The 25,401-nt window shown below is 71.1% G+C and carries 27 protein-coding genes; 22 read left to right on the top strand and 5 right to left on the bottom strand.

From position 1 onward, the window contains the following. Window positions 1-4: 4 nt before the first annotated feature. Complete coding sequence (locus ABLE88_RS01550) at window positions 5-259, bottom strand: PepSY domain-containing protein (RefSeq protein WP_348829615.1); 255 nt, start codon at window positions 257-259, stop codon at window positions 5-7. 291 nt (window positions 260-550) lie between these two features. Between ABLE88_RS01550 and crcB the strand changes: the two genes are divergently transcribed. The 9 genes from crcB to ABLE88_RS01505 all read left to right on the top strand — a co-directional run bounded on the left by crcB (window position 551) and on the right by ABLE88_RS01505 (window position 8,353). After that, a complete protein-coding gene (crcB, locus tag ABLE88_RS01545; RefSeq protein ID WP_348829614.1) occupies window positions 551-934 on the top strand; it encodes a fluoride efflux transporter CrcB in 384 nt (127 codons plus the stop codon). A gap of 73 nt (window positions 935-1,007) precedes the next feature. Further along, window positions 1,008-2,087 carry an RluA family pseudouridine synthase gene (locus tag ABLE88_RS01540; RefSeq protein WP_348829613.1) on the top strand — a complete coding sequence of 360 codons (1,080 nt, stop codon included), beginning with the start codon at window positions 1,008-1,010 and terminating at the stop codon, window positions 2,085-2,087. Next, window positions 2,084-2,776 (top strand): hypothetical protein, encoded by a 693-nt coding sequence (locus tag ABLE88_RS01535; protein ID WP_348829612.1) that lies wholly within the window; start codon window positions 2,084-2,086, stop codon window positions 2,774-2,776. The genes ABLE88_RS01540 and ABLE88_RS01535 overlap by 4 nt, the downstream gene beginning before the upstream one ends. 217 nt (window positions 2,777-2,993) lie before the next feature. Next, a complete protein-coding gene (locus ABLE88_RS01530; protein ID WP_348829611.1) occupies window positions 2,994-3,647 on the top strand; it encodes a TRAP transporter small permease subunit in 654 nt (217 codons plus the stop codon). 125 nt (window positions 3,648-3,772) lie between these two features. Beyond that, a complete protein-coding gene (locus tag ABLE88_RS01525) occupies window positions 3,773-5,587 on the top strand; it encodes a TRAP transporter large permease (protein WP_348831057.1) in 1,815 nt (604 codons plus the stop codon). Between the two features lie 95 nt (window positions 5,588-5,682). After that, a complete protein-coding gene (locus ABLE88_RS01520) occupies window positions 5,683-6,486 on the top strand; it encodes a hypothetical protein (RefSeq protein ID WP_348829610.1) in 804 nt (267 codons plus the stop codon). Window positions 6,487-6,502: 16 nt separating this feature from the next. Next, complete coding sequence (locus ABLE88_RS01515) at window positions 6,503-7,183, top strand: HAD-IA family hydrolase (protein WP_348829609.1); 681 nt, start codon at window positions 6,503-6,505, stop codon at window positions 7,181-7,183. A gap of 17 nt (window positions 7,184-7,200) precedes the next feature. Beyond that, window positions 7,201-7,989, top strand: a complete 789-nt coding sequence (locus ABLE88_RS01510) for an ATP12 family chaperone protein (protein WP_348829608.1) — start codon at window positions 7,201-7,203, stop codon at window positions 7,987-7,989. A 7-nt stretch (window positions 7,990-7,996) separates the two neighbouring features. Further along, on the top strand, window positions 7,997-8,353 hold the full coding sequence (locus ABLE88_RS01505) for a TfoX/Sxy family protein (RefSeq protein ID WP_348829607.1): 357 nt from the start codon (window positions 7,997-7,999) through the stop codon (window positions 8,351-8,353). 44 nt (window positions 8,354-8,397) lie between these two features. Here ABLE88_RS01505 and ABLE88_RS01500 read toward each other — a convergent pair whose 3' ends face one another. Then, on the bottom strand, window positions 8,398-9,222 hold the full coding sequence (locus tag ABLE88_RS01500) for a class I SAM-dependent methyltransferase (protein ID WP_348829606.1): 825 nt from the start codon (window positions 9,220-9,222) through the stop codon (window positions 8,398-8,400). Window positions 9,223-9,528: 306 nt separating this feature from the next. Further along, on the bottom strand, window positions 9,529-11,130 hold the full coding sequence (locus ABLE88_RS01495) for a DEAD/DEAH box helicase (RefSeq protein ID WP_348829605.1): 1,602 nt from the start codon (window positions 11,128-11,130) through the stop codon (window positions 9,529-9,531). A gap of 433 nt (window positions 11,131-11,563) precedes the next feature. Between ABLE88_RS01495 and ABLE88_RS01490 the strand changes: the two genes are divergently transcribed. Further along, window positions 11,564-12,730 (top strand): MFS transporter, encoded by a 1,167-nt coding sequence (locus tag ABLE88_RS01490; protein WP_348829604.1) that lies wholly within the window; start codon window positions 11,564-11,566, stop codon window positions 12,728-12,730. Window positions 12,731-12,760: 30 nt separating this feature from the next. On the opposite strand, the gene ABLE88_RS01485 is transcribed toward ABLE88_RS01490, so the two are convergent. Next, window positions 12,761-13,762, bottom strand: coding sequence for an aldo/keto reductase (locus ABLE88_RS01485; RefSeq protein ID WP_348829603.1), 1,002 nt, complete (start codon window positions 13,760-13,762; stop codon window positions 12,761-12,763). 111 nt (window positions 13,763-13,873) lie between these two features. Between ABLE88_RS01485 and ABLE88_RS01480 the strand changes: the two genes are divergently transcribed. The 11 genes from ABLE88_RS01480 to thiL all read left to right on the top strand — a co-directional run bounded on the left by ABLE88_RS01480 (window position 13,874) and on the right by thiL (window position 23,279). Next, a complete protein-coding gene (locus ABLE88_RS01480) occupies window positions 13,874-14,764 on the top strand; it encodes a LysR family transcriptional regulator (RefSeq protein ID WP_348829602.1) in 891 nt (296 codons plus the stop codon). Window positions 14,765-14,962: 198 nt separating this feature from the next. Then, window positions 14,963-16,030, top strand: a complete 1,068-nt coding sequence (gene exbB / locus ABLE88_RS01475) for a tonB-system energizer ExbB (RefSeq protein ID WP_348829601.1) — start codon at window positions 14,963-14,965, stop codon at window positions 16,028-16,030. 16 nt (window positions 16,031-16,046) lie between these two features. Next, window positions 16,047-16,598 (top strand): TonB system transport protein ExbD, encoded by a 552-nt coding sequence (exbD, locus tag ABLE88_RS01470; RefSeq protein ID WP_348829600.1) that lies wholly within the window; start codon window positions 16,047-16,049, stop codon window positions 16,596-16,598. After that, entirely contained in the window at window positions 16,595-17,449 is an 855-nt protein-coding gene (locus tag ABLE88_RS01465; RefSeq protein WP_348829599.1) for an energy transducer TonB family protein, read from the top strand. Before exbD ends, ABLE88_RS01465 begins: the two co-directional genes overlap by 4 nt. 166 nt (window positions 17,450-17,615) lie before the next feature. Then, window positions 17,616-18,929, top strand: a complete 1,314-nt coding sequence (gene glyA / locus ABLE88_RS01460; RefSeq protein ID WP_348829597.1) for a serine hydroxymethyltransferase — start codon at window positions 17,616-17,618, stop codon at window positions 18,927-18,929. 28 nt (window positions 18,930-18,957) lie between these two features. Next, a complete protein-coding gene (gene nrdR, locus ABLE88_RS01455; protein ID WP_348829596.1) occupies window positions 18,958-19,503 on the top strand; it encodes a transcriptional regulator NrdR in 546 nt (181 codons plus the stop codon). Further along, complete coding sequence (ribD, locus tag ABLE88_RS01450) at window positions 19,500-20,657, top strand: bifunctional diaminohydroxyphosphoribosylaminopyrimidine deaminase/5-amino-6-(5-phosphoribosylamino)uracil reductase RibD (protein WP_348829595.1); 1,158 nt, start codon at window positions 19,500-19,502, stop codon at window positions 20,655-20,657. The genes nrdR and ribD overlap by 4 nt, the downstream gene beginning before the upstream one ends. A gap of 1 nt (window position 20,658) precedes the next feature. Further along, window positions 20,659-21,306: a riboflavin synthase gene (locus ABLE88_RS01445; RefSeq protein WP_348829594.1), complete on the top strand. Its 648-nt coding sequence runs from the start codon at window positions 20,659-20,661 to the stop codon at window positions 21,304-21,306. Then, window positions 21,303-21,797, top strand: a complete 495-nt coding sequence (gene ribH / locus ABLE88_RS01440; protein ID WP_348829593.1) for a 6,7-dimethyl-8-ribityllumazine synthase — start codon at window positions 21,303-21,305, stop codon at window positions 21,795-21,797. The genes ABLE88_RS01445 and ribH overlap by 4 nt, the downstream gene beginning before the upstream one ends. Then, window positions 21,794-22,273: a transcription antitermination factor NusB gene (gene nusB / locus ABLE88_RS01435; protein ID WP_348829591.1), complete on the top strand. Its 480-nt coding sequence runs from the start codon at window positions 21,794-21,796 to the stop codon at window positions 22,271-22,273. Before ribH ends, nusB begins: the two co-directional genes overlap by 4 nt. 1 nt (window position 22,274) lies before the next feature. Further along, complete coding sequence (thiL, locus tag ABLE88_RS01430) at window positions 22,275-23,279, top strand: thiamine-phosphate kinase (RefSeq protein WP_348829590.1); 1,005 nt, start codon at window positions 22,275-22,277, stop codon at window positions 23,277-23,279. A gap of 9 nt (window positions 23,280-23,288) precedes the next feature. Here thiL and ABLE88_RS01425 read toward each other — a convergent pair whose 3' ends face one another. Continuing rightward, on the bottom strand, window positions 23,289-24,056 hold the full coding sequence (locus tag ABLE88_RS01425) for a hypothetical protein (RefSeq protein ID WP_348829589.1): 768 nt from the start codon (window positions 24,054-24,056) through the stop codon (window positions 23,289-23,291). Between the two features lie 221 nt (window positions 24,057-24,277). Between ABLE88_RS01425 and ABLE88_RS01420 the strand changes: the two genes are divergently transcribed. Beyond that, window positions 24,278-25,396, top strand: a complete 1,119-nt coding sequence (locus ABLE88_RS01420; RefSeq protein ID WP_348829587.1) for a linear amide C-N hydrolase — start codon at window positions 24,278-24,280, stop codon at window positions 25,394-25,396. The last annotated feature ends 5 nt before the right edge of the window (window positions 25,397-25,401 follow it).

Raw genomic sequence — 25,401 nt, 5'->3', positions numbered from 1 at the left:
CGGTTCAGTCCTCGCGCGTCTTCTCGATCAGCGTCATGTCGGCTTTGAACTTGAAATCATAGCGCTTGCCATCGGCGCAGACGGCATCGTCCACCTCGAACAGGCCGTCGTCCATCTCGATCGATCCGGGCTGGCAGGCGTGGGCCGACAGCGCCGCCGTCACCTTGGCCCGCTCGTCGTCGGTGACCGGCCGGTCCTGGGCGCGCGCGGCGCCGGCCGCGACGAGGGCGAAGGCGAGGACGAGGGGAAAGCGGCGCATCGGCAGTGCACTCCTTCAGCGGCGAGGGCCCGGCTGGGGCCCAGCCGGGAGACATCTTTGAAATCAACGCCGGACGCCCGCCGTTCGCCCCGGCAGGGCGGTCACGTTCGCGAGATGGGCCGCGTCCGGCCGATGGAGCGCCGGCGCCCGCGGGTGCGAGGACGTGCCTTTGCTGGCTTCGCCGGGCCGCGCCCCGCGAAGCGGAAAATGGGGCTGGTGCCGCGGCGCCGACTCCGATGTCATGTCGGCGTCAATCCCATCCGGTCCACTGCCGCAGCGAGGGCTTCCGCGATGTATCCCACCCTCATCGTGTTCGTGGGCGCCGGCCTCGGCGGCGTCATGCGGCATCTGCTCAACATCACCCTGCCGAAGCTGCTCGGCACGGGGTTTCCCTTCGCCACCTTCGTGGTGAACGTCACGGGCAGCCTGCTGATGGGACTCATCATCGGCTACCTCGCCTTCAAGGACGGCGAGGACTGGAGCCAGTCGCTGCGGCTGTTCCTGACCACGGGGGTTCTCGGCGGCTATACCACCTTCTCCACCTTCTCTCTCGACTTCTTCTTCCTCATGGAGCGGGGCGAGCACGGGCTGGCGGCGGCCTATGTGCTCGGCTCGGTGACGTTCGCCTTCCTCGGGGTGTTCGCCGGCATCCAGCTGATGCGCGCCATGAGCTGAACGTGACGACGCGCGCCGCTTGCTTTATGGGTCAGGCGAGGATGGGCGCGGGCCCGGTGGGGATGTTCCGCTGATGGCGGTCGAACTGAAGAAGGTCACCGAGGACGAGGCCGGGATGCGCCTCGACCGCTGGTTCAAGGCGCATTATCCGGACCTGTCCTTCGGGCACCTGCAGAAGCTGGTGCGCACCGGGCAGGTGCGCGTGGATGGTGGCCGCGCCAAGACCTCGACCCGCCTCGACCCCGGCCAGAGCGTGCGCATCCCCCCGATCGGCGGCGAGGCGGCGCAGGAGGGCGCGGCCGGCGCCGGATCGCCCGAGGATGGATCCGCCGACGCGCGGGCCGCGGGTGGGTCCTTCGCTGGCGAAGGGCAAAGCGCGCCGCGCCCGGCCAGGGGATCCGGCAAGGGCGCGGACGACCGCGCCTTCCTGAAGTCCCTGATCCTCTACGAGGACAAGGACGTGATGGTGCTCAACAAGCCGTTCGGCCTGGCGGTGCAGGGCGGCTCGGGCACCTTCCGGCACGTGGACGGCCTCTTGGAGGCCATGCGCGACAAGGACGGGCAGAAGCCGCGTTTGGTGCACCGCATCGACAAGGACACCGCCGGCTGCCTGCTGGTGGCGAAATCGCGCCTCGCCGCCTCGGTGCTGGCGAAAAGCTTCCGCTCGCGCGAGGCGCGCAAGATCTACTGGGCGCTGGTGCCCGGCGTGCCCAAGCCGCGCCAGGGGCGCATCTCCACCTATCTCGCCCGCGACGAGGACGAGGAGAAGATGCGCGTCGCCCGCCACGGCGAGGACGAGGCGAGCCACGCCATCACCTATTATGCCGTGGTGGACCAGGCGGCGCAGAAGATGAGCTGGCTGTCGCTGAAGCCGGTGACCGGGCGCACCCACCAGCTGCGCGCCCACATGGCCCATATCGGCCATCCGATCGTCGGCGATCCGAAATATTTCGACATCGAGAACTGGGAGCTGCCCGGCGGCCTGCAGCGGCGGCTGCATCTGCTCGCCCGGCGCCTCATCATCCCCCATCCGCGCGGGACCGGCCTCATCGACGTCTCGGCGCCGCTGCCGCCGCACATGGCGCAGTCGTTCGCCGTGCTCGGCTTCGATGCCAGCCAGTACGACCCGATCCTGGAATCGCCGGAAGGATGAGGCGGGCGCTCACGCGCGGCGTGCTGCTTGTGGCGCTGTGCGCCGTGGCAGCGGGCGCGCGGGCCCAGATGCCCGACATCGTGGACCTCTACCGGGAGATGCAGATCGCCCGCGGCGAGGGCTTTCCCACCTATGAGCTTGCCGAGCCGAACGGCGCCGCCACCGCCTCGGGCGGCGTGCTCTACGGCGCGCGGGCGCGGGTGACGGTAACCCTCGACCGGCCGCGCTTCTATTTGCGCATCGACGATGCCGGCGACGCGGAGGGGGCGACCGGCTTCGTCACCGAGTTCGTGATGTGGCTCGACCCGGAAGGATTTCCCCTGGTTGGGCTCTCCGAGCGCGCCGTGACGGCCGGCATTCCGCGCGCCGGGCGCCTGCGCTTTTATTCCCGCGCCTCCGACCGCTGGAACCTGGTGACGCGCGAGGTCTTCCCGGCGCTCGACCTCAGCGTGTGCGGGACGCGGCCGCCGGACGTGGACGAGAGCACCACGGCCTGGGCCGGCCTCGGCCAGGCGGTGGCCCTGCTGCCGCGGACCGGCACCGACATCGAGATCTGGTGCGTGGGCGAGAGCCCGGTCGCCGGAACCGGCAGGCGGGTTGAATGGGACCGCCTGCGGGGCCGCTTCGCCGCCAGCGAGCGCCTTGCCGGCCCACCCCCTTGGCCGGACGGTTCGCCGACGGGCCGTTGACGGTGGCGGAGGCGGGGGCGGAGATCCGCCTGCCGTTCGACTTTCGTCTCAGATGCAGCGCACCAGGGCCGGCGCGGCGGCGCGGGCGACGCCGGGGGCGGGCGCCGCCCCTTGAACCCGGCGCGTTCTCGCCTATGGTGCCGGCACAAATCGGGACGCCCCCAGGTGGTCCCAGAAGAGCGGTTCGAGCCGCTAGCGCTCCGAGGGACGTTTGATCATGTCAATGCTGCTCGCGCTCGCCCGGGCCATCGATGCCATCAACAAGCGCATCGGCAAAGCCGCGGCCTGGCTCATCGTCGTCGCCATCTTCGTCTCGGCCACCAATGCCGTGGTGCGCAAGGTGTTCGACATGAGCTCGAACGCGTGGCTCGAGCTGCAATGGGTGTTGTTCTCGGCGGTGTTCCTTTTGTGCGCGTCCTGGACGCTGCTGGACAACGAGCATATCCGCATCGACATCGTGAATTCCCACCTGCGCAAGCGCGTGCGCGACGGCATCGACATCTTCGGCCACCTGTTCTTCCTGCTGCCGTTCTCGATCCTGCTGCTGTGGACCTCCTGGCCCTTCTTCCTGAACTCGTTCGAGATCAACGAGCAGTCGCTGAACGCCGGCGGGCTCCCGCAATGGCCGGCCAAGTTCCTGGTGCCGCTGGGCTTCTTCTTCCTGACGCTGCAGGGCATCTCCGAGCTCATCAAGCGCATCGCCATCTTCACCGGCCGCATGGAGGACCCCAACGAGGGCTCGGGCGGCAGCCATGCGGCGCTGGCGGCGGAGGCCGAGCGGCTGCTCGCCGAGGCCGAGGTCCCGGGCGCGGTGCCCGGCATAGCTGCGCCCGGGGGAACCGACCCCGCGCCCCGCGCGACCGGCAAGTGAGGCGTGCGATGAAGACCCGGCTTTCCCTCGCCGCTTTGGCGCTCGCCCTCGGCCTCCTGCTCGCGCTCGCCCCGGACCTCGCCGTCGCGGCCGAGCCCGGCTTCAGGGGCTGGTTCATCCACAATATGGCGCCGATCATGTTCGCCGCTTTGGTGGTGTTCCTGCTGCTCGGCTATCCGGTCGCCTTCTCGCTGGCGGCCAACGGCCTGATCTTCGGCCTGGTCGGCATCTGGCTCGGTCTGTTCGAGCCTAAATTCCTTCAGGCACTGCCCGAGCGCGTCTACGGCACCATGAACAACGAGGTGCTGCTGGCGGTGCCGTTCTTCACCTTCATGGGCCTGATTCTTGAACGCTCGGGCATGGCGGAGGACCTGCTCGACACCATCGGCCAGGTGTTCGGCTCGGTGCGTGGGGGCCTTGCTTACGCGGTGATCTTCGTCGGCGCGCTGCTCGCCGCCACCACCGGCGTGGTGGCCGCCTCGGTGATCTCCATGGGCCTGATCTCGCTGCCCATCATGCTGCGCTATGGCTATGACCGGCGCGTCGCCTCCGGGGTGATCGCCGCCTCGGGCACGCTCGCCCAGATCATCCCGCCCTCGCTCGTGCTCATCGTCATGGCCGACCAGCTCAACCGCTCGGTGGGCGACATGTATGAGGGCGCGTTCCTGCCGGGCCTGATCCTGGCCGGGCTCTACGCCGTTTACATCTTCATCGTGTCGACCATCTTCCCGGGCGCAGCGCCGGGCCTGCCTCTGGAGGCCCAGACCCTGCGCGACCCGAACCAGAAGGCCGCTCCCGCGCGCCTGCTCGGCGTGATCGCCGCTGCGGGCTTCGCCTTCCTGATCGCCACCGGGTCCCTGCCGGCGCTGACCGCGAACCTCCTGCCGGGGATCGCCAACACCCTGGCGTGGGGCGTCGTCGCCTTCGTCGTCCTGTTCTTCGTCATGGCGGGCGCGGCGAAGCTGCTCACGCCCTCGCTGTTCATCGCCCTCGCCATCGCCGTCGGCGCCGCCATCTTCCTGATGGCGGAGAGCGGCGTGAAGTTCGGCGCCGACTATGTGGTGCTCACCATGTCGGCGACGGTTGGCTTCGCCTTCGTCGTCGCCTTGGTGAACCGGGTGTTCCGGCTCGGCCTGCTCTCCAAGCTCGCCGAGCAGGTGGTGTTCGTCATGGTGCCGCCGCTGGCGCTGATCTTCCTGGTGCTCGGCACCATCTTCATCGGCGTCGCCACCCCGACCGAGGGCGGCGCCATGGGCTCGGTCGGCGCGCTCGCTCTGGCGCTGGCGCGCGGACGGCTGAAGTTCGACCTGCTGCGGCAGGCGACCTATTCCACCGCCAAGCTCTCCGCCTTCGTGCTGTTCATCCTGCTCGGCGCGCGCGTGTTCTCGCTCACCTTCTACGGCGTGGACGGCCACAAATGGGTGGAGGAGCTCCTGGTCTCGCTGCCGGGCGGGCAGACCGGCTTCCTGATCGCGGTCAACATCCTGGTCTTCCTGCTCGCCTTCTTCCTCGACTATTTCGAGCTCGCCTTCATCATCATCCCGCTGCTGGGGCCGGCCGCCGACAAGCTCGGCATCGACCTCATCTGGTTCGGCGTGATGCTGGCGGTGAACATGCAGACCTCGTTCATGCACCCGCCGTTCGGCTTCGCGCTGTTCTTCCTGCGCTCCGTGGCCGCCAAGGTGCCGTATGTGGACCGCGTGACGGGCAAGATGATGCAGCCGGTCACCACCGGGCAGATCTATTGGGGCGCGGTGCCGTTCGTGTGCATCCAGCTCATCATGGTGGCGCTCATCTTCTTGTTCCCCGGCATGGTGACCCACTACAAGTCGGGCGGCGTGCAGCTCGACCAGCAGCAGATCCAGCAGCAGTTCGACAATCTCGGGCCCGGCCTCGACATGCCGCCGCCGCCGTCGCTCAATTTTGGCAATCCGGGTTAGGAACCGCCACAATGGTCTGTTAGAGGCCGTGCCCTTGCGCGCCGTTCCCGGCTTTCGGGGACGGCTTGGTGGTTCCAGCGTTCGGAGATGTGCCCATGGACTCGAGGTCGGACTTCTGCCCCGGCTGCGGGGCGCAGGTCTATCCCGAGGAGGACCATTGTCCCTTTTGCGCCCGCAGCCTGAGGTCGCGCGCCTGGGTGCCCTTCGCGGTGGGCTTCGGCGGCGCCGGCGCGGCCCTGCTGGTGGGGGCGCTGGTCTGGTGGGTGCTGGACGCCGTCCCCCTGGCGCCCCCCGAGGGCGCCGCAAGCGCGCTGCAGGCCGCGCTCGAGGCCGGTGCCCCGGCCGCCGGACCCGCGGACGCGGCGCCGGCGGCGCAGCCCCAGGCGGCGGCCGACCCGGCCGCACCGCCCGCCGTCGCGCCAACCCCCTTCGCCCCGCCGCCGGACGCCCCGCCGGCCTCCAGCCAGGCGCTGACCGCCCCCCATCCGTTCGGCTCGATCCAGCCCGCGACGACGTCGGCGCCGGGTGGCGCCTTGGCGCTCGCCGCCCCCGGTCCGGCCGAAACCGGGATCGGCGAGGCCCAGCTGCCTTTGCCCACCGTCCACACCCCGCCGCCGGCGACGCCGGCCGACATCCAGTCGCGCAAGGCCTTCGCCAAGCAGACCCAGCAGAAGTTCGTGGACAACGGCCTCGATCTCACGGTGGCGACCTCCGGCGAGGATGCCGCTGTGCTCGCCATCAAGTTCAATTTTCCCGCCAGGACCGCGGCCGAGCTGATCGTCTCCGGTCCGTTCCCGCGCCAGTGCCAGCAGCGCGGGTTCCGGCAGGTGGTGTTCATCGATCCCTCCGGCGAGACCTGGCTCTACGACGTGGCGACCCAGAAGATGAGCCAGAAATGACGAAGGCGGTGGGGGGATGACGCTGGTTCTGTTCGATTGCGACGGCACGCTGGTGGATAGCCAGCATCTGATCGTCGCCGCCATGCGCGACGCCCATGCGGCCCGCGGGGTCGAGCCGCCGTCGCGCGAGCGCATCCTGTCCGTGGTGGGGCTGTCCTTGCCGGAGGCGTTCGCGGTGCTCGCCGCGGGCGATGCCGCCTATCCGATCGAAGCCATGGTCGATGCCTACCGCACCGCCTTCACGCGGCTGCGCGACAGCGAGCCGCCGGAGCCCATGTTCCCCGCCGCGCGCGAGGTGCTCGACGCTTTGCGCCAGCGCGACGACGTGATCCTCGGCATGGTGACCGGCAAGGCGCGGCGCGGGGTGGCCCGTGTGCTCGCGGCGCACCGCATGGAGGATTGGTTCGCCACCATCCAGACCGCCGACGACGCGCCCTCCAAGCCGCATCCCGCCATGGTGCTCCAGGCCATGGCCGAGGTGGGCGCGGGGCCGCAGGAGACGGTGGTGGTCGGCGACACCAGCTTCGACATGGCCATGGCCTGCGCCGCCGGGGCCTCGGCGCTGGGCGTCTCCTGGGGCTATCATCCGATCGAGGAACTGAGCCGGGCCGGCGCCCATATCTTGGTGCACCGCTTCGAGGAAGTGCCGGACGCGGCGTTCGGCCTCGTGGCGCGCCGCGGCGCCGTGAGCGCCTGACCGCCGGAGGACCCATCATGCGAGACCTCGTGGACGACCTTCATGCGGCCGAGCCGGGGGACCCGGTCGCCCGCGTGCGCGCCGCGCAGAAGATGGCGCTGCCGAAGCGCTTCTACACCGACGTGAGCGTGGGGGAGGGGCCGCAGGACGAGGGGGGCGGCTTCACCATCCTGCTCGACGGCCGGCCCGTGCGCACCCCCGCCCGCAGGCTGCTCGCCGTGCCGACCCGGGCATTGGCCGAGGCCATGGCGCGGGAATGGGCGGCGCAGGGCGCGCAGATCGATCCCTTCACCATGCCGCTGACCCGGCTCGTGAACGTCGCCATCGACCGGGTGGCGCCGGAGGTCGAGGCGGTGCGGGACGAGGTGGTGCGCTACGCCGGCTCCGACCTTGTCTTCTACCGCGCCGCGGGGCCGCAGACCCTGGTGGAGCGCCAGGCGCGGCATTGGGACGGCGTGCTGGACTGGATGCGCGCGCGGCATGGCGCGCCATTCTTCCTCGCCCAGGGCATCCGCCACGTGGCCCAGCCGGAGGCTTCGCTGGCCAAGGTGGCGGCGCTGGTGCCGGCGCAGCCGCTCGCGCTGGCGGCGGTGCATTCCATGACCACGCTCATGGGCTCGGCGCTGCTGGCGCTCGCGGTCGCGGACGGCGCGCTGGAGACGCCGGCCGCCTGGGACGCGGCCCATGTGGACGAGGACTTCAACCGCGAGCAGTGGGGCGACGACGCGACCGCGACCGCGCGCCGCGCCGCCCGCCGCACCGAGATGGACGCGGCCGCGCGCCTTCTCGAACTGCTGCGCTCCTGACGCGGGGATGGCGGTGGATCGGGCGCACCTCGACGACCTGTTCGCGGCCTTCGGCCCGGTTGCCGTGCGGGCGATGTTCGGCGGCCATGGCATCTACGCGGACGGGGCGATGTTCGCGCTCGAGGCCGGCGGCGTGCTCTATCTGAAGGCCGACGCGGCGTTCGCCCGGGAGCTCGAGGCGCGCGGCTCCGCGCCCTTCGGCTACGTGGCCAGCAACGGCCGGCGCACGGTCATGAGCTTCTGGCGCCTGCCGGAGGCGGCCATGGACGATCCGGACGACCTCGCGGTGCTCGCGCGGCGCGCCCTCGCGGTGGCCCGCGCCGCTGCGGCAAAGGCCCGCCGGCCGGCGCGGAAGCGGCCCTGAGCCGCCCAGGAACAAGGCGCGCCGGAGCGGGCGCGCCGCCGCCGTCAGGACATATAGCGGCGCTTCAGCGCCAGCAGCCGGTCCAGCAGCTCGCCATTGCTCTCGGCGAGCTTGTTCTTGGCGGCGATGACGAAGGCGGGGTAGGGCTCGATCAGCACCGGAACCTTCACCCCCATGAAGTCGTAGACCTTGTAGATGCGCGCGCGGATCTCCGGGCTCGCCATGAGGCCGTCGAGATACTTCTGCGCGAACGACTTGCGGGCGAGATAGAGCTTGGAGGTCCCCATGGCGATGGGCGCGAAGTCCTGCCCCTTCTCCCGGTGCCAGTCGAAGAAGCCGTAGGAGACGTCCGGCCAGGCCTGCTTGAGGAAATCGTCGAGGGCGATCACCCCGCCCTCGGCGAGGGTCGCGGCCGCGAGGTCGAGGTCATTGATGACGATGTCGTGCCAGTGGCCGCCGTCGACGCTGAAGAATCGCACCGGGCCGACGGCGTCGGTGATCTCCTGGGGCTTCACGTCGAGCGAGGAGGCCTTGCGGATGATCACCTTCGCGCTGTCGATGCCGAACGCGCCGAGATTGGCCTCGAACACCGCGCGGTTGCCCTGGCCGGAATTGTCCACGTTCAGCGACTGGTCGTCGAAGATGTCGATGCACAGGGCCTTCTCGCCGCCGGCGAGGGCAAGGCACAGGGGCACGAACGACTTGCCGTGGTGGACGCCGATCTCCACGGCCGAGCCGGACACCCCCAGCTCCTGCTGGAGGTCGAGAATGCGCAGGAACAGCTCGGCGTCGTTGCGGGCGAACCAGCCGTTCACCTTCTTGCGGCCCGAGCGGCAGTAATCGATGAGCCGTTGGTTCTGGACAGACATCTTTGGCCTCGCAGGGGTCGGTAAAGATCGCGTCGCGCGGCAACGGGCCGGCTGCACGGCCCCTTATAGTGCGCACGCGAAAGAAGAAACACGCGCCGCGTCAACGAATGCCTACCGCGGGCGGCGAGCGGGGGATTTTCCTCTGTGGCGCCGCCCGGCGTCCATATCCGCCCGGTCTTGGGACCGGTGGGCCGCTCACAAATTAGGAGCTCGCATTCCCCGCCCCACGAATCGCAACGCCCGGCGGGTGCCGGGCGTGACGCAAGAGCGGGACGGCCCTCCGCCCGAACGGGCGGGGTGCCGGGATCAGCCGGCCTTCACGCGCACCGGGCGCAGCAGGAAGGCGGGCAGGTGCGACATGTCGGCCGGCTCACCGGCCGGTGCGCGCTCGCGGCGCGGGGCACGCTCCGCTCCCTCGCGCGGACCGCGGTTGCGCTCGGGACGCTCCGCCCGTTCGGGACGCTCGCTCCGCTCAGGACGTTCCGTCCGCTCGGGACGCTCGCTCCGCTCGGGGCGCTCGGCGCGCGGCGCCCGCTCGGGACGCTCCGGCCGCTCGGCCCGTGCGGGACGCTCGCCTTCCGGCCGCTCGGTGCGGGCGGGACGCTCGCTTTCCGGCCGCTCGGTGCGGGCGGGACGCTCGCTTTCGCCGCGCGCGCGCTCGGGACGTCCGTCCTTCTCCATGCGCCGCTTGCCGCGCAGGCGGCCGTCCTCGCGGCCGCCCTCGCGGCCACCTTCGCGGCCACCCTCGCGGCGCACGCGCCGCTCCCGCGGCGGGGCTTCGCCGAGCGGCTCGCCGTGCCAGGGCACGGAATTGCCGATCAGCTTTTCGATCGCCGCGAGCGATTTCGCATCCGCATGGGTGACGAGGGTGAAGGAGGTGCCGGAGCGCCCGGCGCGGCCGGTGCGGCCGATCCGGTGGATATAGTCCTCGGCGTGGTGCGGCACGTCGTAGTTGAAGACGTGGCTCACCGCCGGGATGTCGAGGCCGCGGGCGGCCACGTCGGAAGCGACCAGCAGCGTCGCCTCGCCGTTGCGGAACTGGTCCAGCGCCTTGATCCGGGCGTGCTGGTCCATGTCGCCGTGGAGCGCCACGGCGTTGAAGCCGTGCTTCTGAAGCGAGCGGTGCAGCACCGCCACTTCGCGCTTGCGGTTGCAGAAGATGATGCCGTTCTGCAGTCCCTCGCAGTTGCGGATCAGCTCGCGCAGCACGTCGCGCTTCTCGAAGTCCTCGCCGCCGGAGGCGATCAGGAGCTGGGTCACCGTGGCGGCGGCAGAGGCGGGCTTCGACACCTCCACCCGCACCGGGTTGGACAGGAATTGCGAGACCAGGCGCTGGATCTCCGGCGGCATGGTGGCCGAGAAGAACAGCGTCTGGCGGGTGAAGGGCACGAGCTTGCAGATGCGCTCGATGTCGGGGATGAAGCCCATGTCCAGCATGCGGTCGGCCTCGTCGATGACGAGCACCTCGATGCCGGACAGCAGCAGGCGCCCGCGCTCGACATGGTCGAGCAGGCGCCCGGGCGTGGCGATCAGCACGTCCACGCCGCGCACCAGCTTGGTATCCTGGTCGCCGAACGAGACGCCGCCGATGAGCAAGGCGACGTTCAGCTTGTGGTTTTTGCCGTAGCGGACGAAGTTCTCCTCGACCTGGGCCGCAAGCTCGCGGGTCGGCTCCAGGATCAGCGTGCGCGGCATGCGCGCACGTGCCCGTCCATGCTCCAGAAGCGTGAGCATCGGCAGGGTGAAGGCGGCGGTCTTGCCCGTTCCTGTCTGCGCGAGGCCGAGGACGTCGCGGCGCGCGAGGACGTGGGGGATGGCCTGGGCCTGGATGGGAGTCGGCTGCGTATAGCCGGTGTCTGCGACGGCCGCGAGAACCTTTTCGCTCAGGCCGAGTTCAGAAAATGACATTGCATCTTTTGGATGCGGCAGCGCGCCGCGATCGAACGTCCCGTGCCGTACGGGCTCAGACGAGTGGTCGTCGGACGGCGCGCTTGGATTCGACATATCTCGGACGACGCATAGCAACATAGAAATATTGTGCGCCGTGTCAATGATTAGATGGAGCCATGCGTTCAGCGCAAGATCTCGTCCTCGAGCCATGCGGCGTATCGCTTGACCTGGGCGCCCGCGGATTCCACCCCTGTTCATCGGCCGCGCTGGGGCGCAATCCGGCCGCAGGGGCGCAGACCATGCGTCCCTCCGGCTGGTGAACTGTCCTCTAACGTATTGGCGAGACGGGTTTGCTGTCCCTGGCGGATCGCTTGCGGTCCATCGGGCGGCAACGCGGATCGGGCGCGCCGTTTTTCTCCGCGCGTGCTCCACGCGACATCCCACGGCCGGTATGAACTATCTTTACGTCCTGGGTCTGGCGACCTTCGCGAGCGCATTTTCCATGCGTGCCATCGACCCCATGGTCTACAAAGTGGCGGCGGACCTGAACATTACGCTAGGGCAAGTGGCGACGCTGGCATCGGCGTTCACCCTGGCCTACGCCTCCATGCAGCTGGTGTTCGGGCCGATCGGCGACGCCGTGGGAAAGGTGCGGCTGGTGCGCATCAACCTCGCGGTGCTGGCGCTCGGGCTCGCCGCCTCGGCGCTGGCGCCGAGCCACGAGGTGCTGTTCGTCGCCCGGATCGTCTCCGGCGGCTTCGCCGGCGGCATCATTCCGGTGGTCCTCGCCACGGTGGGGGACCGCGCGAGCTTCGCCGAACGGCCGGTGGCGCTGAGCCGCGTGCTGTTCGCCCTCATCCTCGGCCAGCTCCTCGGATCCACGGCGTCCGGCTTCATCGCCGAGTGGCTGGGGTGGCGCCAAGTGTTCTGGACCGCCTGCGCGGTGGCATCCCTCGGCTGCGTCGGCTGCACGGTCTTCCTGTCGGAGAACAGCGCCCGCGAGCGGCTCTCCTTCACCTCGGCGCTGGCGCGCTACCGCCTGGTGCTGCGCAACCCGCTGTCGCTGAAGCTCTACGGCGTCGCCGCGGTGGAAGGGGCCGTCACCTTCGGGATCTTTCCGCTGGTGGCGGCGCTGATGGTGGCGCACGGGCTCGGCAATGCGGTCGAGGCCGGGCTGGTGATCGGCGCGTTCGCGCTCGGCGGCGCCTGCTATTCGCTCTCGGTCGGCCTGCTGGTGCGTTTCCTCGGCCTCAGGGGCATGATCGCGACCGGCGGGGCTTCGGTCGGCGTGTTCTTCATCGGCGCCGCCTTGGTGCCGAGCCTCGGCATGGCGGCCGTGGCCTTCGCCATCGCCGGCTTCGCCTTCTACATGATCCACAACGTGCTGCAGATCCTCGCCACCGAGCTCGCGCCCGAAGCCCGCGGCTCCGGGGTGGCGCTGTTCGCGAGCTCGTTCTTCACCGGCCAGGCGATCGGCGCGGTGGTGATGGCCGGGGTGGCGGAGCGGATCGGCGCCGAGGTGGTGTTCCTGATCGCGGGGGTGGCCATGATCCTGCTCGCCTGGCCCGCCTCGCGCCTCGCGCCGGGTCCCCGCCGCCCGCCGCCGGCCTCTGCCTGACACCGCCCTCGGGCACGGTCCGCCGCCGCCTCAGGGGGCCGCCCGCTCGCTGTCGAGATTGGCCATCTGGACCGCGTTGTAGCGTGCGCCGGCGGCGGCATCCCTGGGCACCGCCGTCTCGATGGCGGCGCGGTCGGCCGGCCCGAGCCGGGTCTCGAACGCCCCGAGCGCCTCCGCCAGGCGGTCCCTGCGCCGCGCGCCCACCAGGGGCACGATGTCGCTGCCCTGCGCCGTGACCCAGGCGATGGCGGCCTGCGCGACGGTGATGCCGCGCCCTTGCGCCACCTGGCGCAGGGCCTCCACCAAAGCGAGGTTCGCCGCCTCGTTGCCGCCCTGGAAGCGCGGGCTTGCGGCACGGAAATCGCCGGCGCCGGCGCGTCCCGCCTGCCAATGGCCGCTGATCAGGCCGCGCGCGAGCACGCCATAGGCGGTGACGCCGATGCCCAGCTCCCGGCAGGTGGCCAGGATGCCGTCCTCGATGCCGCGCGAGAGCAGCGAATATTCGATCTGGAGGTCGCAGATCGGGTGGACCTTGTGGGCCCGGCGGATGGTCTCGGCGCCCATCTCGGACAGGCCCACATGGCGCACGTATCCCGCCTTCACCAGATCGGCGATCGCGCCCACCGTGTCCTCGATGGGCACGCCGGGATCGAGGCGCGCCGGACGGTAGATGTCCACATGGTCGGTGCCGAGCCGCTGCAGCGTATAGGCCAGGAAGTTGCGGATCGCGGCCGGCCGGGTGTCATTGCCGCCCCAGCCGCCGGCCGGATCGCGCAGGGCGCCGAACTTCACGCTGATCACCACCTCCTCGCGCGTCCGGCCCTTCAGCGCCTCGGCGATCAGCATCTCGTTGTGGCCCGAGCCGTAGAAGTCGCCGGTGTCGAGGAGCGTCACGCCGGCATCGAGCGCGGCGTGGATGGTGGCGATGCTCTCCGCACGGTCGGCGGGGCCGTACATGCCGGACATGCCCATGCAGCCGAGGCCCATGGCGGAGACGCGGGGCCCGTTCGCCCCGAGACGGCGCTGTTCCATTTCATCCTCCTGCGCCGCCGGTCCGGCGGCGTTTCCGGCCGGGACTATCCCGCTGGCGACAGTGTGCGACAATGGTGTATTCTCGGAATAAGTTGTGCGGGATTATGGACAATGAAGCGGGTCGATCTGGCCGATCTCGACGTGTTCGTGGCGGTGGCGCGGGCGCGCTCCTTCCGCGGGGCGGCGACGCGGCGGGGCGCCTCGCCCTCGGCCTTGAGCGAGGCCCTGCGCCGCCTGGAGGCCGACCTCGGCGTGCGGCTCCTGAACCGCACCACCCGTTCGGTAACGCCGACCGAAGCCGGCCGCATCCTGCTGGAGCGGCTCGGCCCCGCACTGGACGACGTGGCGCTTGCGCTCGACGCGGTGAACGCGGTGCGCGACAGCCCCGCCGGAACGCTGCGCCTCAACGTTCCGGTGGTGGTGGCGCGCCTCGTCCTGCCGGAGATCGTGCCGCGCTTCCTGGAGCGTTATCCTGCGATCACCCTGTCCGTGACCTCCGACAACCGCTTCGTGGACGTCCTCTCCGAGGGCTTCGATGCCGGCGTGCGCTATGGCGAGCGGCTCGCCCAGGACATGGTGGCGGTGCCCATCGGTCCGAGGCAGCAGCGCTTCGTGACGGCGGCCGCGCCGGACTATCTCGCCCGGCGGGGCCGCCCGCTCCATCCGCGCGAGCTGGAACGGCACACGCTCCTCAGCCACGTGTTCGAGAGCGGGGCCATGCCCGCCTGGGAGTTCGAGAAGGACGGCGTGGTCGAGCGGGTGGCGGCGCCGGGCCCGCTCGCCACGTCGGAAATCGATCTGAAGCTCGCTGCCGCGCGCGCGGGGCTCGGCATCCTCCACAGCTTCGAGGGCTTCCTCGCGCCGGCATTGGGCGCGGGCGCGCTGGTGGCGATCCTGGAGGACTGGAGCCAGCCCTTTGCCGGCCCCTTCCTCTATTTTCCCAGCCGCCGGCACATGCCCGCGCCCTTGCGGGCCTTCGTGGATTTCCTGAAGGAGAAGTAAGGGCGCGGGCCGGGCGGCCGCCGCTCGCACCGCCCCGAGGCCTGGCCGCGCCACTTGTGCGGCATGCCGGCGCATGGCGCGGAGGGATGCGAGGCTTAACGAATGGGCTCGCTTGGCGTATGAAGGTATTTGCAAGCCATTCCCGCAGCGCGGGATCGCCAGCGCCCAATTCATAGATCGAGCTGCTGGTGACGTGCGATGGTTCATTGCTTCCGTTTGATTTCGCCCTTTGCCGTGCCGGTCCGCCGTTTTGCCGGTGCGCTGGTGCTCGCCGGGCTTCTGGCCGCCGGCGCGGCGGCCCCAGGCCATGCCCAGCAGGACCCGGCGCCGCCCGCCGCAGCTTCCGCGCCCGCCGCATCTTCGCCCATCGCACCTGCGCCCGCTCGCCCGGCCACCGCGCCGTCCTTGGCGCCGGCCGCCCCGGCTTCTGCCGCCCCGGCCGCGCCCTCCGCCCCGGCCACCCAGGCGTCCCCCGGCGACCATGGGGCGCAGGACCTGGCGCCTGCCGACAGCGCGCCCCCGCCGCCAGCCGCCGCCGCCAATGGCCTGCTGCCGCATGATCTGTCCCCGTGGGGCATGTTCATGGCGGCCGATCTGGTGGTGAAGGCGGTGATGATCGGCCTCGCCTTCGCTTCGATTCTCACTTGGACGGTGTGGCTCGCCAAGTCGCTCGAGATCGCCTTCGCCCGACGCTCGGTCGCCCGCACGCTCGCCGCCCTGCGCGCCGCGCCGACTTTGGTGGAAGCCGCGCGCGACCTGCCGCTGGGCAAGGGCGCGGCTCCGGCCACGGTGCGCGCCGCGGTCGGCGAATGGCGCCATTCCGAGGGCCTGCCGGCGGACGGCATCAAGGAGCGCGTCGCCGTCGCCTTGAACCGCATCGAGGCCGCGGCCGGCCGCCGCATGGCGGTGGGCACCGGCATCCTGGCCACCATCGGCGCCACCGCCCCGTTCGTGGGCCTGTTCGGCACCGTGTGGGGCATCATGAACGCGTTCATCGGCATCTCGAAGGCGCAGACCACCAATCTCGCGGTGGTGGCGCCCGGCATCGCCGAGGCGCTGCTCGCCACCGCCATCGGCCTCGTCGCCGCCATTCCGGCGGTGGTGATCTACAACGTGTTCGCGCGCGCCATCGCCGGCTACAAGGCCTCGCTCGCCGACACCTCCGCCGAGGTGATGCGCCATCTGTCGCGCGACCTCGACCGCGCCGCCGCGGGCGACGACGACCTCGTTGCCGAGGTGGTCTCCCTGCACGCCGCCGCCGAGTGAGCGGAGGACGCATCCCATGGCCGCCAAGCTCGACCACGGCGGGGACGACCTCGTCGAGACCCACGAGATCAACGTCACGCCCTTCATCGACGTGATGCTGGTGCTGCTGATCATCTTCATGGTGGCGGCCCCGCTCGCCACCGTGGACGTGAAGGTGGACCTGCCCACCTCGAACGCCCAGCCGCAGCCGCGCCCGGACAAGCCGCTGTTCCTGTCGGTGAAGAAGGACCTCACTTTGGCCCTCGGCGACGACCCGGTGGCGCGCCCGAGCCTCGGCCAGGCGCTCGACGGGCGCACCGGCACCGACCGCGAGCAGCGCGTGTTCGTGCGCGCCGACAAGGCGGTGCCCTATGGCGACGTGATGGAGGTGATGAACCTGCTGCGCGGGGCGGGCTATCTGAAGGTCGCGCTGGTCGGCCTCGATGGCAGCGAGGCCCAGCTTCCGGCCGCGCCCGCCGCCGCACCCGCGCCAGGCGAGGCGGCGGGTGCCCCTGCGCTCCAGGGGGCATCGCCCCCGGCGGCGCCCACCGGCGGGGGAGGGGCGCCTGCCGGGGGGGCGCCGCAGTGAGCGCGGTCCACCACCACTGGCACGACTTCGACCGCAACCATCTCCGCCACACGGTGCTGCGCTGGATCGCCGGCGGCGCGATCATCCTCGCCGCGCACGCGGCGGCGGTCTATGGCGCGCTGTATCTGCGCAGCCTGGAGCCGCCGGCGCAGATGCCGCCGGCGGCGATGATGATCGAGCTTGCGGCGCTGCCCGTGAGCGCGCCGAGCGAAGTGGAGGACCTCGCGCCCGGCCCGCAGATGGTGCAGGCGCCCGAGACCACGCCCGACGCCCCCGACGAGCCCGAGACCGAGACCCCGCCCCCCGAACCGGTGGAGCGCCAGGTGGTGGAGGACGACATCCCCGAGATGGCGCCTTCGCCGGTCCAGTCCGACGTGGTGCTGCACAAGCCCGAGCCCGAGCCGGTGCCGATCCCGCCGGAGAAGCCGAAGCCGCCCGAGAAGGAGAAGCCGAAGCCCGAGGCCAAGCCCACCAAGCGCAAGCAGGCGCCGACCACCTCGGCGGCGCCGCGCTCCGAGACCGCGCCCGCCCGGCGCACCGCGGCCCCCTCCCAGGGGGCGAGCAGCGCCAATTCCATGTCGCGCGCCTCATGGGCGGCCATGGTCTCGGCGCACCTCAACCGCTTCAAGCGCTACCCGCCGGGGGCCCAGGGCATCACCGGGCGGCCGTCGGTGCGGTTCTCGCTGGACGGGTCCGGGCGGGTCACCTCGGCGAGCCTGACGCGCTCCTCGGGCTCGGCGGTGCTGGATGCGGAGGCGGTCGCCACCGTGCGCCGCGCCTCGCCCTTCCCGCGCCCGCCGGACGGCAACGGGGCGAGCTTCTCGGTGCCGGTGAACTTCACCACGCGGTGAGCGCGGGGCCGCCGGCGCCATGTGGCTGGCGTGGGGCAGGTCTGCCCCGCCCGCAGATCCGCCTTTGGACTTGAGGCAAACGCTGTGATAAGCGCAGGATCCGCTTCAGGCCGGCCATGGCGCCCCGCGCCCCGCCTGCGAGCTTCTGCTTCACCGGAGTCCTTTCATGGCCTCGCACGATGCGACCCCCGCCTCCTTCACGGAGGAAATGAACCGCTTCTTCACCGCCCCGCTCGCCGAGAGCGATCCCGAGATCGCGGGCGCGGTTAAGGCGGAGCTGGGTCGCCAGCGCGACGAGATCGAGCTCATCGCCTCCGAGAACATCGTCTCGCGCGCGGTGCTCGAGGCCCAGGGCTCGGTGCTCACCAACAAGTATGCCGAGGGCTATCCGGGCAAGCGCTATTATGGCGGGTGCCAGTTCGTCGACGTGGCGGAAACCCTCGCCATCGAGCGCGCCAAAAAGCTGTTCGCCTGCACCTACGCCAACGTGCAGCCCAATTCCGGCAGCCAGGCCAACCAGGCGGTGTTCTTCGCTCTGCTGCAGCCGGGCGACACCTTCCTCGGCCTCAACCTCGCCGCCGGCGGGCATCTCACCCACGGCTCGCCGGTGAACATGTCCGGCAAGTGGTTCAAGCCCGTGCCCTACACGGTGCGCCAGGACGACCAGCGCATCGACTATGAAGAGGTGGCCAAGCTCGCCGACCAGCACAAGCCGAAGCTGATCATCGCCGGCGGCTCGGCCTATCCGCGCGTCATCGACTTCGCCAAGATGCGGGCGATCGCCGATTCGGTGGGCGCCTATCTCATGGTGGACATGGCGCATTTCGCCGGGCTGGTGGCGGGCGGGGCGCATCCGAGCCCGTTCCCCCATGCGCACGTCGCCACCACCACCACCCACAAGACCCTGCGCGGCCCGCGCGGCGGCATGATCCTCGCGAACGACGAGGATCTCGGCAAGAAGATCAACTCGGCGATCTTCCCCGGCATCCAGGGCGGCCCGCTGATGCATGTGATCGCCGCCAAGGCGGTGGCGTTCGGCGAGGCGCTGCGCCCCGAGTTCAAGCTCTATGCGAAGAACGTGGTGGAGAACGCCAAGGCGCTGGCGGAAAACCTCAAGGGCCACGGCTTCGCCATCGTCTCCGGCGGCACCGACACCCACCTCATGCTGGTGGATCTGCGGCCCAAGCGGCTCACCGGCAAGACCTCGGAAACCGCGCTCGGCCGCGCCCACATCACCACCAACAAGAACGGCATTCCGTTCGATCCCGAAAAGCCGTTCGTGACCTCGGGAATCCGCCTCGGCACCCCGGCCTGCACCACGCGCGGCTTCGGCATTGCCGAGTTCCAGCAGGTGGGCGATCTCATCGCCGAGGTGCTGGACGTCCTCTCCCAGAAGGGGGTCGAGGAGGATTCGCTGGTGGAAGAGGCGGTGCGCGGCAAGGTCTCGGCGCTGCTGAAGCGTTTCCCCATCTATCCGTGAGCCGGAGCACGGCCGGGAGTTCTGAACCATGCGGTGCCCCTATTGCGGCAGCCTCGATACGCAGGTGAAGGATTCGCGGCCGACCGAGGACAACACCTCCATCCGGCGGCGCCGCGTCTGCCCCGATTGCGGCGGCCGCTTCACCACCTTCGAGCGGGTGCAGCTGCGCGAGCTCACGGTGGTCAAGCGCTCCGGCAAGCGCGTGCCGTTCGAGCGCGAGAAGCTCGAACGCTCCGTGAAGGTGGCGCTGCGCAAGCGCCCGGCCGACGAGGAGCGGGTCGAGCGCATGATCTCCGGGGTGGTGCGGCAGCTGGAGAGCATGGGCGACACCGACATCCCCTCCGAGACCATCGGCGAGATGGTGATGGAGGGGCTCAAGCAGATCGACGACGTGGCCTATGTGCGCTTCGCCTCGGTCTACCGGAACTTCCGCGAGGCCAAGGATTTCGAGAACGCGCTCGCGGAGCTCTCCCACGAGGGGGAGGCGCGGGCCGACGGCAAGGGCGAGGCCAAGGCGGAGGCCAAGGCGCGCCTCGAGGCGAAGGGGCGCCCTCCCGCGCGCGGCGCGGAATGAGCGGCGCCGCGATCGGCGCTCCGGCCAGCTGGCCGGTCACCTCGCCGCAGGAGGACGAGCGCTTCATGGCGCTGGCGCTGGAGGCAGGCGCCGCCGGCCTCGGCCGCACCTGGCCGAACCCCTCGGTGGGCGCCGTCGTCATCCATCACGCCCCGGGCGGCCCCCAGGTGGTGGGCCGCGCGGCCACCGCGGCCACCGGCCGCCCCCATGCCGAGCCGCTGGCGCTCGCCGAGGCGGGCGAGGCGGCGCGCGGCGCGACGCTCTACGTGACGCTGGAGCCGTGCTCCCATCACGGCCGCACGCCGCCCTGCGCCGATGCGGTGATCGCCTCCGGCGTGCGCCGCGTGGTGGCGGCGATCGAGGACCCCGACCACCGGGTGAGGGGGCGCGGCGTCGCCCGCCTGCGCGCCGCCGGCATCTGGGTGAGCGTGGGCGTCGGCGCCGAGCGGGCGCGGTTCGATCATGCCGGCCACATCCGCCGCGTCACCGATGGACGGCCCCACGTGCTGCTGAAGATGGCGGTCTCGGCGGACGGCAAGGTGGGCCTGCCGGGCCCCACGCCGACGGCCGTCACCGGACGCGAGTCGCGCGAGCGCGTCCACCTCATGCGCGCCCATGCGGACGCGATCCTCGTCGGCATCGGCACGGTGAAGGCGGACGATCCCATGCTCACCTGCCGGCTGCCGGGCCTGGAGGACCGCTCGCCGGTGCGCCTGGTGCTCGATTCGGGCCTCGATCTGCCCCATGGCTCGGCGCTGGCGCAGACCGCCTGCGACGTCCCGGTCTGGCTGATCGCGGCCGAGGACGCGCCGGCCGACCGCCAGGGCGAGCTGACCGCGCGCGGCATCGAGGTGCTGCGGGTGCCGCGCGGGGCGGGCGGGCGGCTTTACCTTCCCGCGGTCGTGAAGCTCCTCGGCCTGCTCGGCATCACCCGGCTGATGGTGGAGGGCGGCCCGCAGGTGGCGGCGGCGTTCCTCGATGCCGGCCTGGTGGACGAGGTGGCGGTGTTCTCGAGCCCGGCGCTGCTCGGCCCGGACGCGGTGGACGCGCTGGCCGGCCGGCCGCTCGGCCGGCTCTATGCCCCCGTGGGATTCGCCGAGGTGGAGCGCGCCGCGCTCGGCGCCGACCATCTCGTGCGCTTGTGGAGACGCTGACATGTTCACCGGCATCGTCACCGAGGTGGGCGAGGTGGTCGCCGTGGCGCAGAATGGGGAGGTGAAGACCTTCACCATCGCCTGCGGCTATCCCGCGGACGGCATCGCCATCGGCGCCTCCATCGCCCATGCGGGCGTGTGCCTCACGGTGACGTCGGCGCTCACCGGCGGGCCGCGCGGCACCCTCTACACCGTGGATGCCGCCCCCGAGACGCTCGCCATCACCACGGTGGCGGACTGGCGGCCGGGCACGCGCGTCAATCTGGAGCGCTCGCTGCGGATCGGCGACGAGCTCGGCGGGCACATGGTGGCCGGTCACGTGGACGCGAAGGCGCGCATCCTCGCCCGCGAGGACCTCGGCACCTCCACCCGCTTCCGGTTCGAGGTGCCGGCAAGGTTCGCGCCGTTCGTCGCGGCGAAGGGCTCGGTGGCGCTCGACGGCACCTCGCTCACGGTCAACGAGGTGGAGGCCAACACCTTCTCCTGCCTGCTCATTCCCCACACGCTGGAGGTCACCACCTGGGGCGCGGCGAAGGCGGGGGACGCGGTCAATTTCGAGGTCGACCTGATGGCGCGCTACGCCGCGCGCCTTGCGCAGTTCCCCGCCGCCGAGTACGCCTCGCGCTCAAAGGCGGAGGCCACCCCATGACAGCGACGACGCGCGCGGACAGCACTAGACGAGGCGACGAGCCCATCGGCGATGCCCGCGTCCTCATCATCGAGGGCCGCTATTACGAGGCGCTCTCGGACGAATTGCTCAAGGGCGCCCGCGCGGTGCTCCAGGCGGCGGGAGTCGAGGTGGAGGTGATCACCGTGCCCGGCGCGCTGGAGATCCCCGTCGCCGCCGAGATCGCCCTCGACGCCGCCGACGTCACCGGCGCGCAGGTCGACGCCATCGTCGCGCTCGGCGTGGTGATCCGCGGCGAGACCTATCATTTCGAGATCGTGGCGGGCGAGAGCGCGCGCGGCCTCATGGACCTCGGCGTCACCCATGCGCTGCCGGTGGGCAACGGCATCCTCACCGTGGACACCGAGGCGCAGGCCTGGGAGCGGGCGCGCGTGGGCGAGGGCGACAAAGGCGGCGGCGCGGCGCGCGCGGCGCTCGCGCTGCTGCGCCTGCGGCGACGGCTCGAAGCATGAGCGAGGCTCCCACCAAGCCCATGAAGAAGAGCGCGGCGCGCCTCGGCGCCGTGCAGGCGCTCTATCAGATGGATCTCGCCCAGACCCCGGTCAACGACGTGCTCGCCGAGTTCGAGAGCCACTGGCTCGGCCAGGAGGTGGAGGGCACCTTGCTGCCCGACGCGGACGTGAAGCTGTTCCGCGCGGTGGTGGAGGGGGCGCTGAGCAACCAGCGCCGCATCGACCCGCTGCTGGACAACGCACTCGCCGGCGGCTGGCCGCTGAAGCGGGTGGAGGCGGTGCTGCGCGCGGTGCTGCGCGCCGGCGTCGCCGAGCTGATGTCGCGGCCGGAGGTGCCGGCGCGCGTCGTCATCGCCGAATATGTGAATGTCGCCGGCGCCTTCCTCGACCGCGACGAGACCGGCATGGTGAACGCGGTGCTGGACGTGCTCGCGCGCGATCTGCGGCCCGACGAATTCACCCGGCCGGGAGCCTGACTTGGGCGGGCCGGCCGACGGCGGCGGCTCGGGCGAGGACCGCCTGATCGCCCGCTTCTTCCGGCCCATCGCCGGCGCCGGCGCGCTCGGTTTGCTGGACGACGCGGCGCTGCTGTCCCCGCCGGAGGGCTGCGACCTGGTCCTGACCAAGGACGCGGTGGTGGCGGGCGTGCATTTCTTCGCCGACGATCCGCCCGCCTCGGTGGCGAAGAAGGCCCTGCGGGTGAACCTCTCCGATTTGGCGGCCAAGGGCGCCGCCCCGCTCGGCGCGCTGCTCGCGATCGCGCTGCCGAAGGGGACGGGCGACGCGTGGATCGAAGCCTTCGCCGCCGGGCTCGGGGCGGACGCGGCGCTGCATGGCTGCCCGATCCTCGGCGGCGACACGGTGGCGACGCCGGGGCCGGTGACCATCACCATCACCGCCCTCGGCGCGGTGCCCAAAGGCGGCTTCGTGCCGCGCACCGGCGCCCGGCCGGGCCAGGCGATCCTCATCTCCGGCACCATCGGCGACGCCGCCCTCGGCCTGAAGCTGCGTCTCGGGCCGCGCGACGCGCCGTTCGGTGATCTCGACGCGGGCGGCCGCTCCCATCTCCTCGACCGTTATCTGCATCCCCAGCCGCGGCTGGCGCTGGCGCCGGCGCTGCGCGCTCATGCCGCCGCGGCGATGGACGTGTCGGACGGGCTCGCGGGCGATCTGGCGAAGATGCTCGCCGCCTCCGGCTGCGGCGGCACCCTGGACGCCCGCCTCGTGCCGCTCTCGGCGGCGGCGGCGACGGTGACGGGGGGGCGGGCGGACATGCTCAAGGCCGCGCTCACCGGCGGCGACGATTATGAGATCCTCGCCTGCGTGCCCCAGGCGGCCGTGCCCGCCTTCATCGCCGCCGCGGCGCGCGCCGGCGTGCCGGTGGCGGTCATCGGCGAAACGCAAGCGGGCGAGGGCCTCGACGTGATCGGGCCGGACGGCGCGCCGCTCGACCTCGGCGCCGGCAGCTACAGCCACTTCTGAGCGCGCGCCTCAGCCGGCGCCCGGGGCCACGAGGCGCTCGTAGGCGGGGCGGAACTGCGCGTCCACCAGCTTCGCCCCGGCGCGCATCTCGTCCGTGGTCTCGCCGCTGGAGATGTTGATGCGCCGCTGGCGGAACTGTGCGGCGCGCGCGGGCAGACCGAGGGCGCGCACGAAGGAGGGGATGATGCCGCCGGCGCCGGCCGCCTGCTCGTAGTCGAGGATGCGCAGCTCGCCTTTGGCGGCGGCGCGCCATTGGGCGACCAGCACGTCGTAGTCGAGCCGCAGGATCACCGCGCCGGGCGGCTGGTAGGCGCCGTCCGCCAGCACCCCGGCGAGGAAATCGGCGAACCGCACGTGGATGTTCTGGAGCGGGAACTCGCGGTAGAGCGAATTGGCATAGGCCCCCGGCGCGCGCAGATAGAGCAGATAGACCGGCGTCCAGCCCGCCTCGAAAATGCGCCGGTCGAGCTCGGCCAGCGCCTGCGGCCGGTCGGCGAGGAAGTGGAACTCCTCGGAGGAGACCACCGCGTTCGGGCTGTCCACCTCGGAAAGCTCGGCCAGCAGCGCGTCGATGCCGCCATGCGCGATCTTGGCGCGCGGGTCGCCGGCGAGCAGCCAGGGGATGTTGTGGTGCCCCGACGAGCGCGGCGACGGGCAGCCGGCCTTGGGCACGTAGGTCCCGTAGCCCTTCAGCTTGCGGGCGTGCCGGTTGAGGTACCACTGGACCGAGGTGGTGCCGGTCTTGTGGGTGCCGATATGGACGAAGAGCGTGCGCATCTGGAGCCGTTTCGGCGTGAATCTCGGGGGAGGGGACTTTCCTCCAGACCGGACCGGCGGTGCAAGGCGGTGCGGCGTTCAAACTTTGCCGGCCGGGGCTTAAGGGGAATCCCCACCTTGCCGCCGCCGTCGGAGGGCGCAGTTTTGGCGGGTCCGCGGATCGGCTGTCCCGCTCGAACGGGCAAGGCCGGTTCCACAACGCCAGAAGGGAGAAGCTGCCCATGCCCGCGGTATCACCCGAGCGCCGGCGCACCGTCTTCGGCTTTTTGACCATTGCGGTCCTGGTGGGCGCGCTGATCCTGGCGCCGGCCGCCCGCGCCTGCACCAGCTTCCTGATCCGGAGCACCGACGGCGCCATCGTCTATGGCCGCACCATGGAAATGGGCTTCCGGCTGAAGTCCGACGCCATCGTCATCCCCCGCGGCTTCGCCCTTTCCGCCACCGGGCCGGACGGCAGGCCGGGCGCGCTCGCCTGGAGAAGCCGCTATGCCGCGGTCGGCCTCAACGCCTTCGGCATGCCGGTGCTGATCGACGGCGTGAACGAGAAGGGGCTGGCCGGCGGCGCGCTCTATTTCCCCGATTATGTGGGCTATGCCGATCCGGCCAAGGCGGACCCGGCCAGATCGCTCGCCCAGTGGGATTTCATCACCTGGGCGCTGACGAGCTTCGCCACCGTGGCCGAGGTGAAGGCGGCGCTGGCGGGAATCTCGGTGATCGGCGTGAAGGATCCCAATCTCGGCGTCGCCCCGCCGCTCCATTACACGCTGCATGACGCCTCGGGTGCCTCGCTGGTGGTGGAGCCGGTGGGCGGCGTCCTCAAGGTCTACGACAATCCCTTCGGCGTGATGACCAATGCGCCGCCCTTCGACTGGCACCTCACCAATCTGCGCAACTACGTGAAGCTGTCGGCCACCAACGCGCCGCCGCTGGAGATTCTCGGCCAGACCATCAGCCCGCTCGGCCAGGGCTCGGGCATGCTGGGCATTCCCGGCGACCCGACGCCGCCCTCGCGCTTCGTGCGCGCGCTGGCGCTCGCGCTCGCCGCCGAGCGTCGGCCGAGCGGCATCGAGAGCGTGCGGGCGGCCGAACACGTGCTCAACAACTTCGACATCCCCGAAGGCTGGGTGCGGCCCGGCAAGGGCGATGCCACGGCGTTCGAGTTCACCCAATGGTCGGTGATCGCCGATCTCGCCAGCCGGCGCTATTATGTGAAGACCTACGAGGATCAGGTGCTGCGATCCGTCGACCTGATGTCGTTCGACCTCGACGGCAAGAGCGTGGTCGCCGCGCCGCTGAAGCCGCAGATGGCGCCCCCGGCGCTCGCCTTTCCGAAGCCCTGACCCGG

Source organism: Xanthobacter luteus, assembly GCF_040049235.1.
Taxonomy (GTDB): Bacteria; Pseudomonadota; Alphaproteobacteria; order Rhizobiales; family Xanthobacteraceae; genus Xanthobacter.
Note: the sequence above shows the minus strand (reverse complement) of the source record. Positions and strands in the feature narration are given on the sequence as shown.

What these genes read in the sequence shown, in the direction of transcription:
- ABLE88_RS01550 (WP_348829615.1), bottom strand. Translation starts at nt 259, where the DNA reads ATGCGCCGCTTTCCCCTCGTCCTCGCCTTCGCCCTCGTCGCGGCCGGC.
- crcB (WP_348829614.1), top strand. Translation starts at nt 551, where the DNA reads ATGTATCCCACCCTCATCGTGTTCGTGGGCGCCGGCCTCGGCGGCGTC.
- ABLE88_RS01540 (WP_348829613.1), top strand. Translation starts at nt 1,008, where the DNA reads ATGGCGGTCGAACTGAAGAAGGTCACCGAGGACGAGGCCGGGATGCGC.
- ABLE88_RS01535 (WP_348829612.1), top strand. Translation starts at nt 2,084, where the DNA reads ATGAGGCGGGCGCTCACGCGCGGCGTGCTGCTTGTGGCGCTGTGCGCC.
- ABLE88_RS01530 (WP_348829611.1), top strand. Translation starts at nt 2,994, where the DNA reads ATGTCAATGCTGCTCGCGCTCGCCCGGGCCATCGATGCCATCAACAAG.
- ABLE88_RS01525 (WP_348831057.1), top strand. Translation starts at nt 3,773, where the DNA reads ATGGCGCCGATCATGTTCGCCGCTTTGGTGGTGTTCCTGCTGCTCGGC.
- ABLE88_RS01520 (WP_348829610.1), top strand. Translation starts at nt 5,683, where the DNA reads ATGGACTCGAGGTCGGACTTCTGCCCCGGCTGCGGGGCGCAGGTCTAT.
- ABLE88_RS01515 (WP_348829609.1), top strand. Translation starts at nt 6,503, where the DNA reads ATGACGCTGGTTCTGTTCGATTGCGACGGCACGCTGGTGGATAGCCAG.
- ABLE88_RS01510 (WP_348829608.1), top strand. Translation starts at nt 7,201, where the DNA reads ATGCGAGACCTCGTGGACGACCTTCATGCGGCCGAGCCGGGGGACCCG.
- ABLE88_RS01505 (WP_348829607.1), top strand. Translation starts at nt 7,997, where the DNA reads ATGGCGGTGGATCGGGCGCACCTCGACGACCTGTTCGCGGCCTTCGGC.
- ABLE88_RS01500 (WP_348829606.1), bottom strand. Translation starts at nt 9,222, where the DNA reads ATGTCTGTCCAGAACCAACGGCTCATCGATTACTGCCGCTCGGGCCGC.
- ABLE88_RS01495 (WP_348829605.1), bottom strand. Translation starts at nt 11,130, where the DNA reads ATGTCATTTTCTGAACTCGGCCTGAGCGAAAAGGTTCTCGCGGCCGTC.
- ABLE88_RS01490 (WP_348829604.1), top strand. Translation starts at nt 11,564, where the DNA reads ATGAACTATCTTTACGTCCTGGGTCTGGCGACCTTCGCGAGCGCATTT.
- ABLE88_RS01485 (WP_348829603.1), bottom strand. Translation starts at nt 13,762, where the DNA reads ATGGAACAGCGCCGTCTCGGGGCGAACGGGCCCCGCGTCTCCGCCATG.
- ABLE88_RS01480 (WP_348829602.1), top strand. Translation starts at nt 13,874, where the DNA reads ATGAAGCGGGTCGATCTGGCCGATCTCGACGTGTTCGTGGCGGTGGCG.
- exbB (WP_348829601.1), top strand. Translation starts at nt 14,963, where the DNA reads ATGGTTCATTGCTTCCGTTTGATTTCGCCCTTTGCCGTGCCGGTCCGC.
- exbD (WP_348829600.1), top strand. Translation starts at nt 16,047, where the DNA reads ATGGCCGCCAAGCTCGACCACGGCGGGGACGACCTCGTCGAGACCCAC.
- glyA (WP_348829597.1), top strand. Translation starts at nt 17,616, where the DNA reads ATGGCCTCGCACGATGCGACCCCCGCCTCCTTCACGGAGGAAATGAAC.
- nrdR (WP_348829596.1), top strand. Translation starts at nt 18,958, where the DNA reads ATGCGGTGCCCCTATTGCGGCAGCCTCGATACGCAGGTGAAGGATTCG.
- ribD (WP_348829595.1), top strand. Translation starts at nt 19,500, where the DNA reads ATGAGCGGCGCCGCGATCGGCGCTCCGGCCAGCTGGCCGGTCACCTCG.
- ABLE88_RS01445 (WP_348829594.1), top strand. Translation starts at nt 20,659, where the DNA reads ATGTTCACCGGCATCGTCACCGAGGTGGGCGAGGTGGTCGCCGTGGCG.
- ribH (WP_348829593.1), top strand. Translation starts at nt 21,303, where the DNA reads ATGACAGCGACGACGCGCGCGGACAGCACTAGACGAGGCGACGAGCCC.
- nusB (WP_348829591.1), top strand. Translation starts at nt 21,794, where the DNA reads ATGAGCGAGGCTCCCACCAAGCCCATGAAGAAGAGCGCGGCGCGCCTC.
- ABLE88_RS01425 (WP_348829589.1), bottom strand. Translation starts at nt 24,056, where the DNA reads ATGCGCACGCTCTTCGTCCATATCGGCACCCACAAGACCGGCACCACC.
- ABLE88_RS01420 (WP_348829587.1), top strand. Translation starts at nt 24,278, where the DNA reads ATGCCCGCGGTATCACCCGAGCGCCGGCGCACCGTCTTCGGCTTTTTG.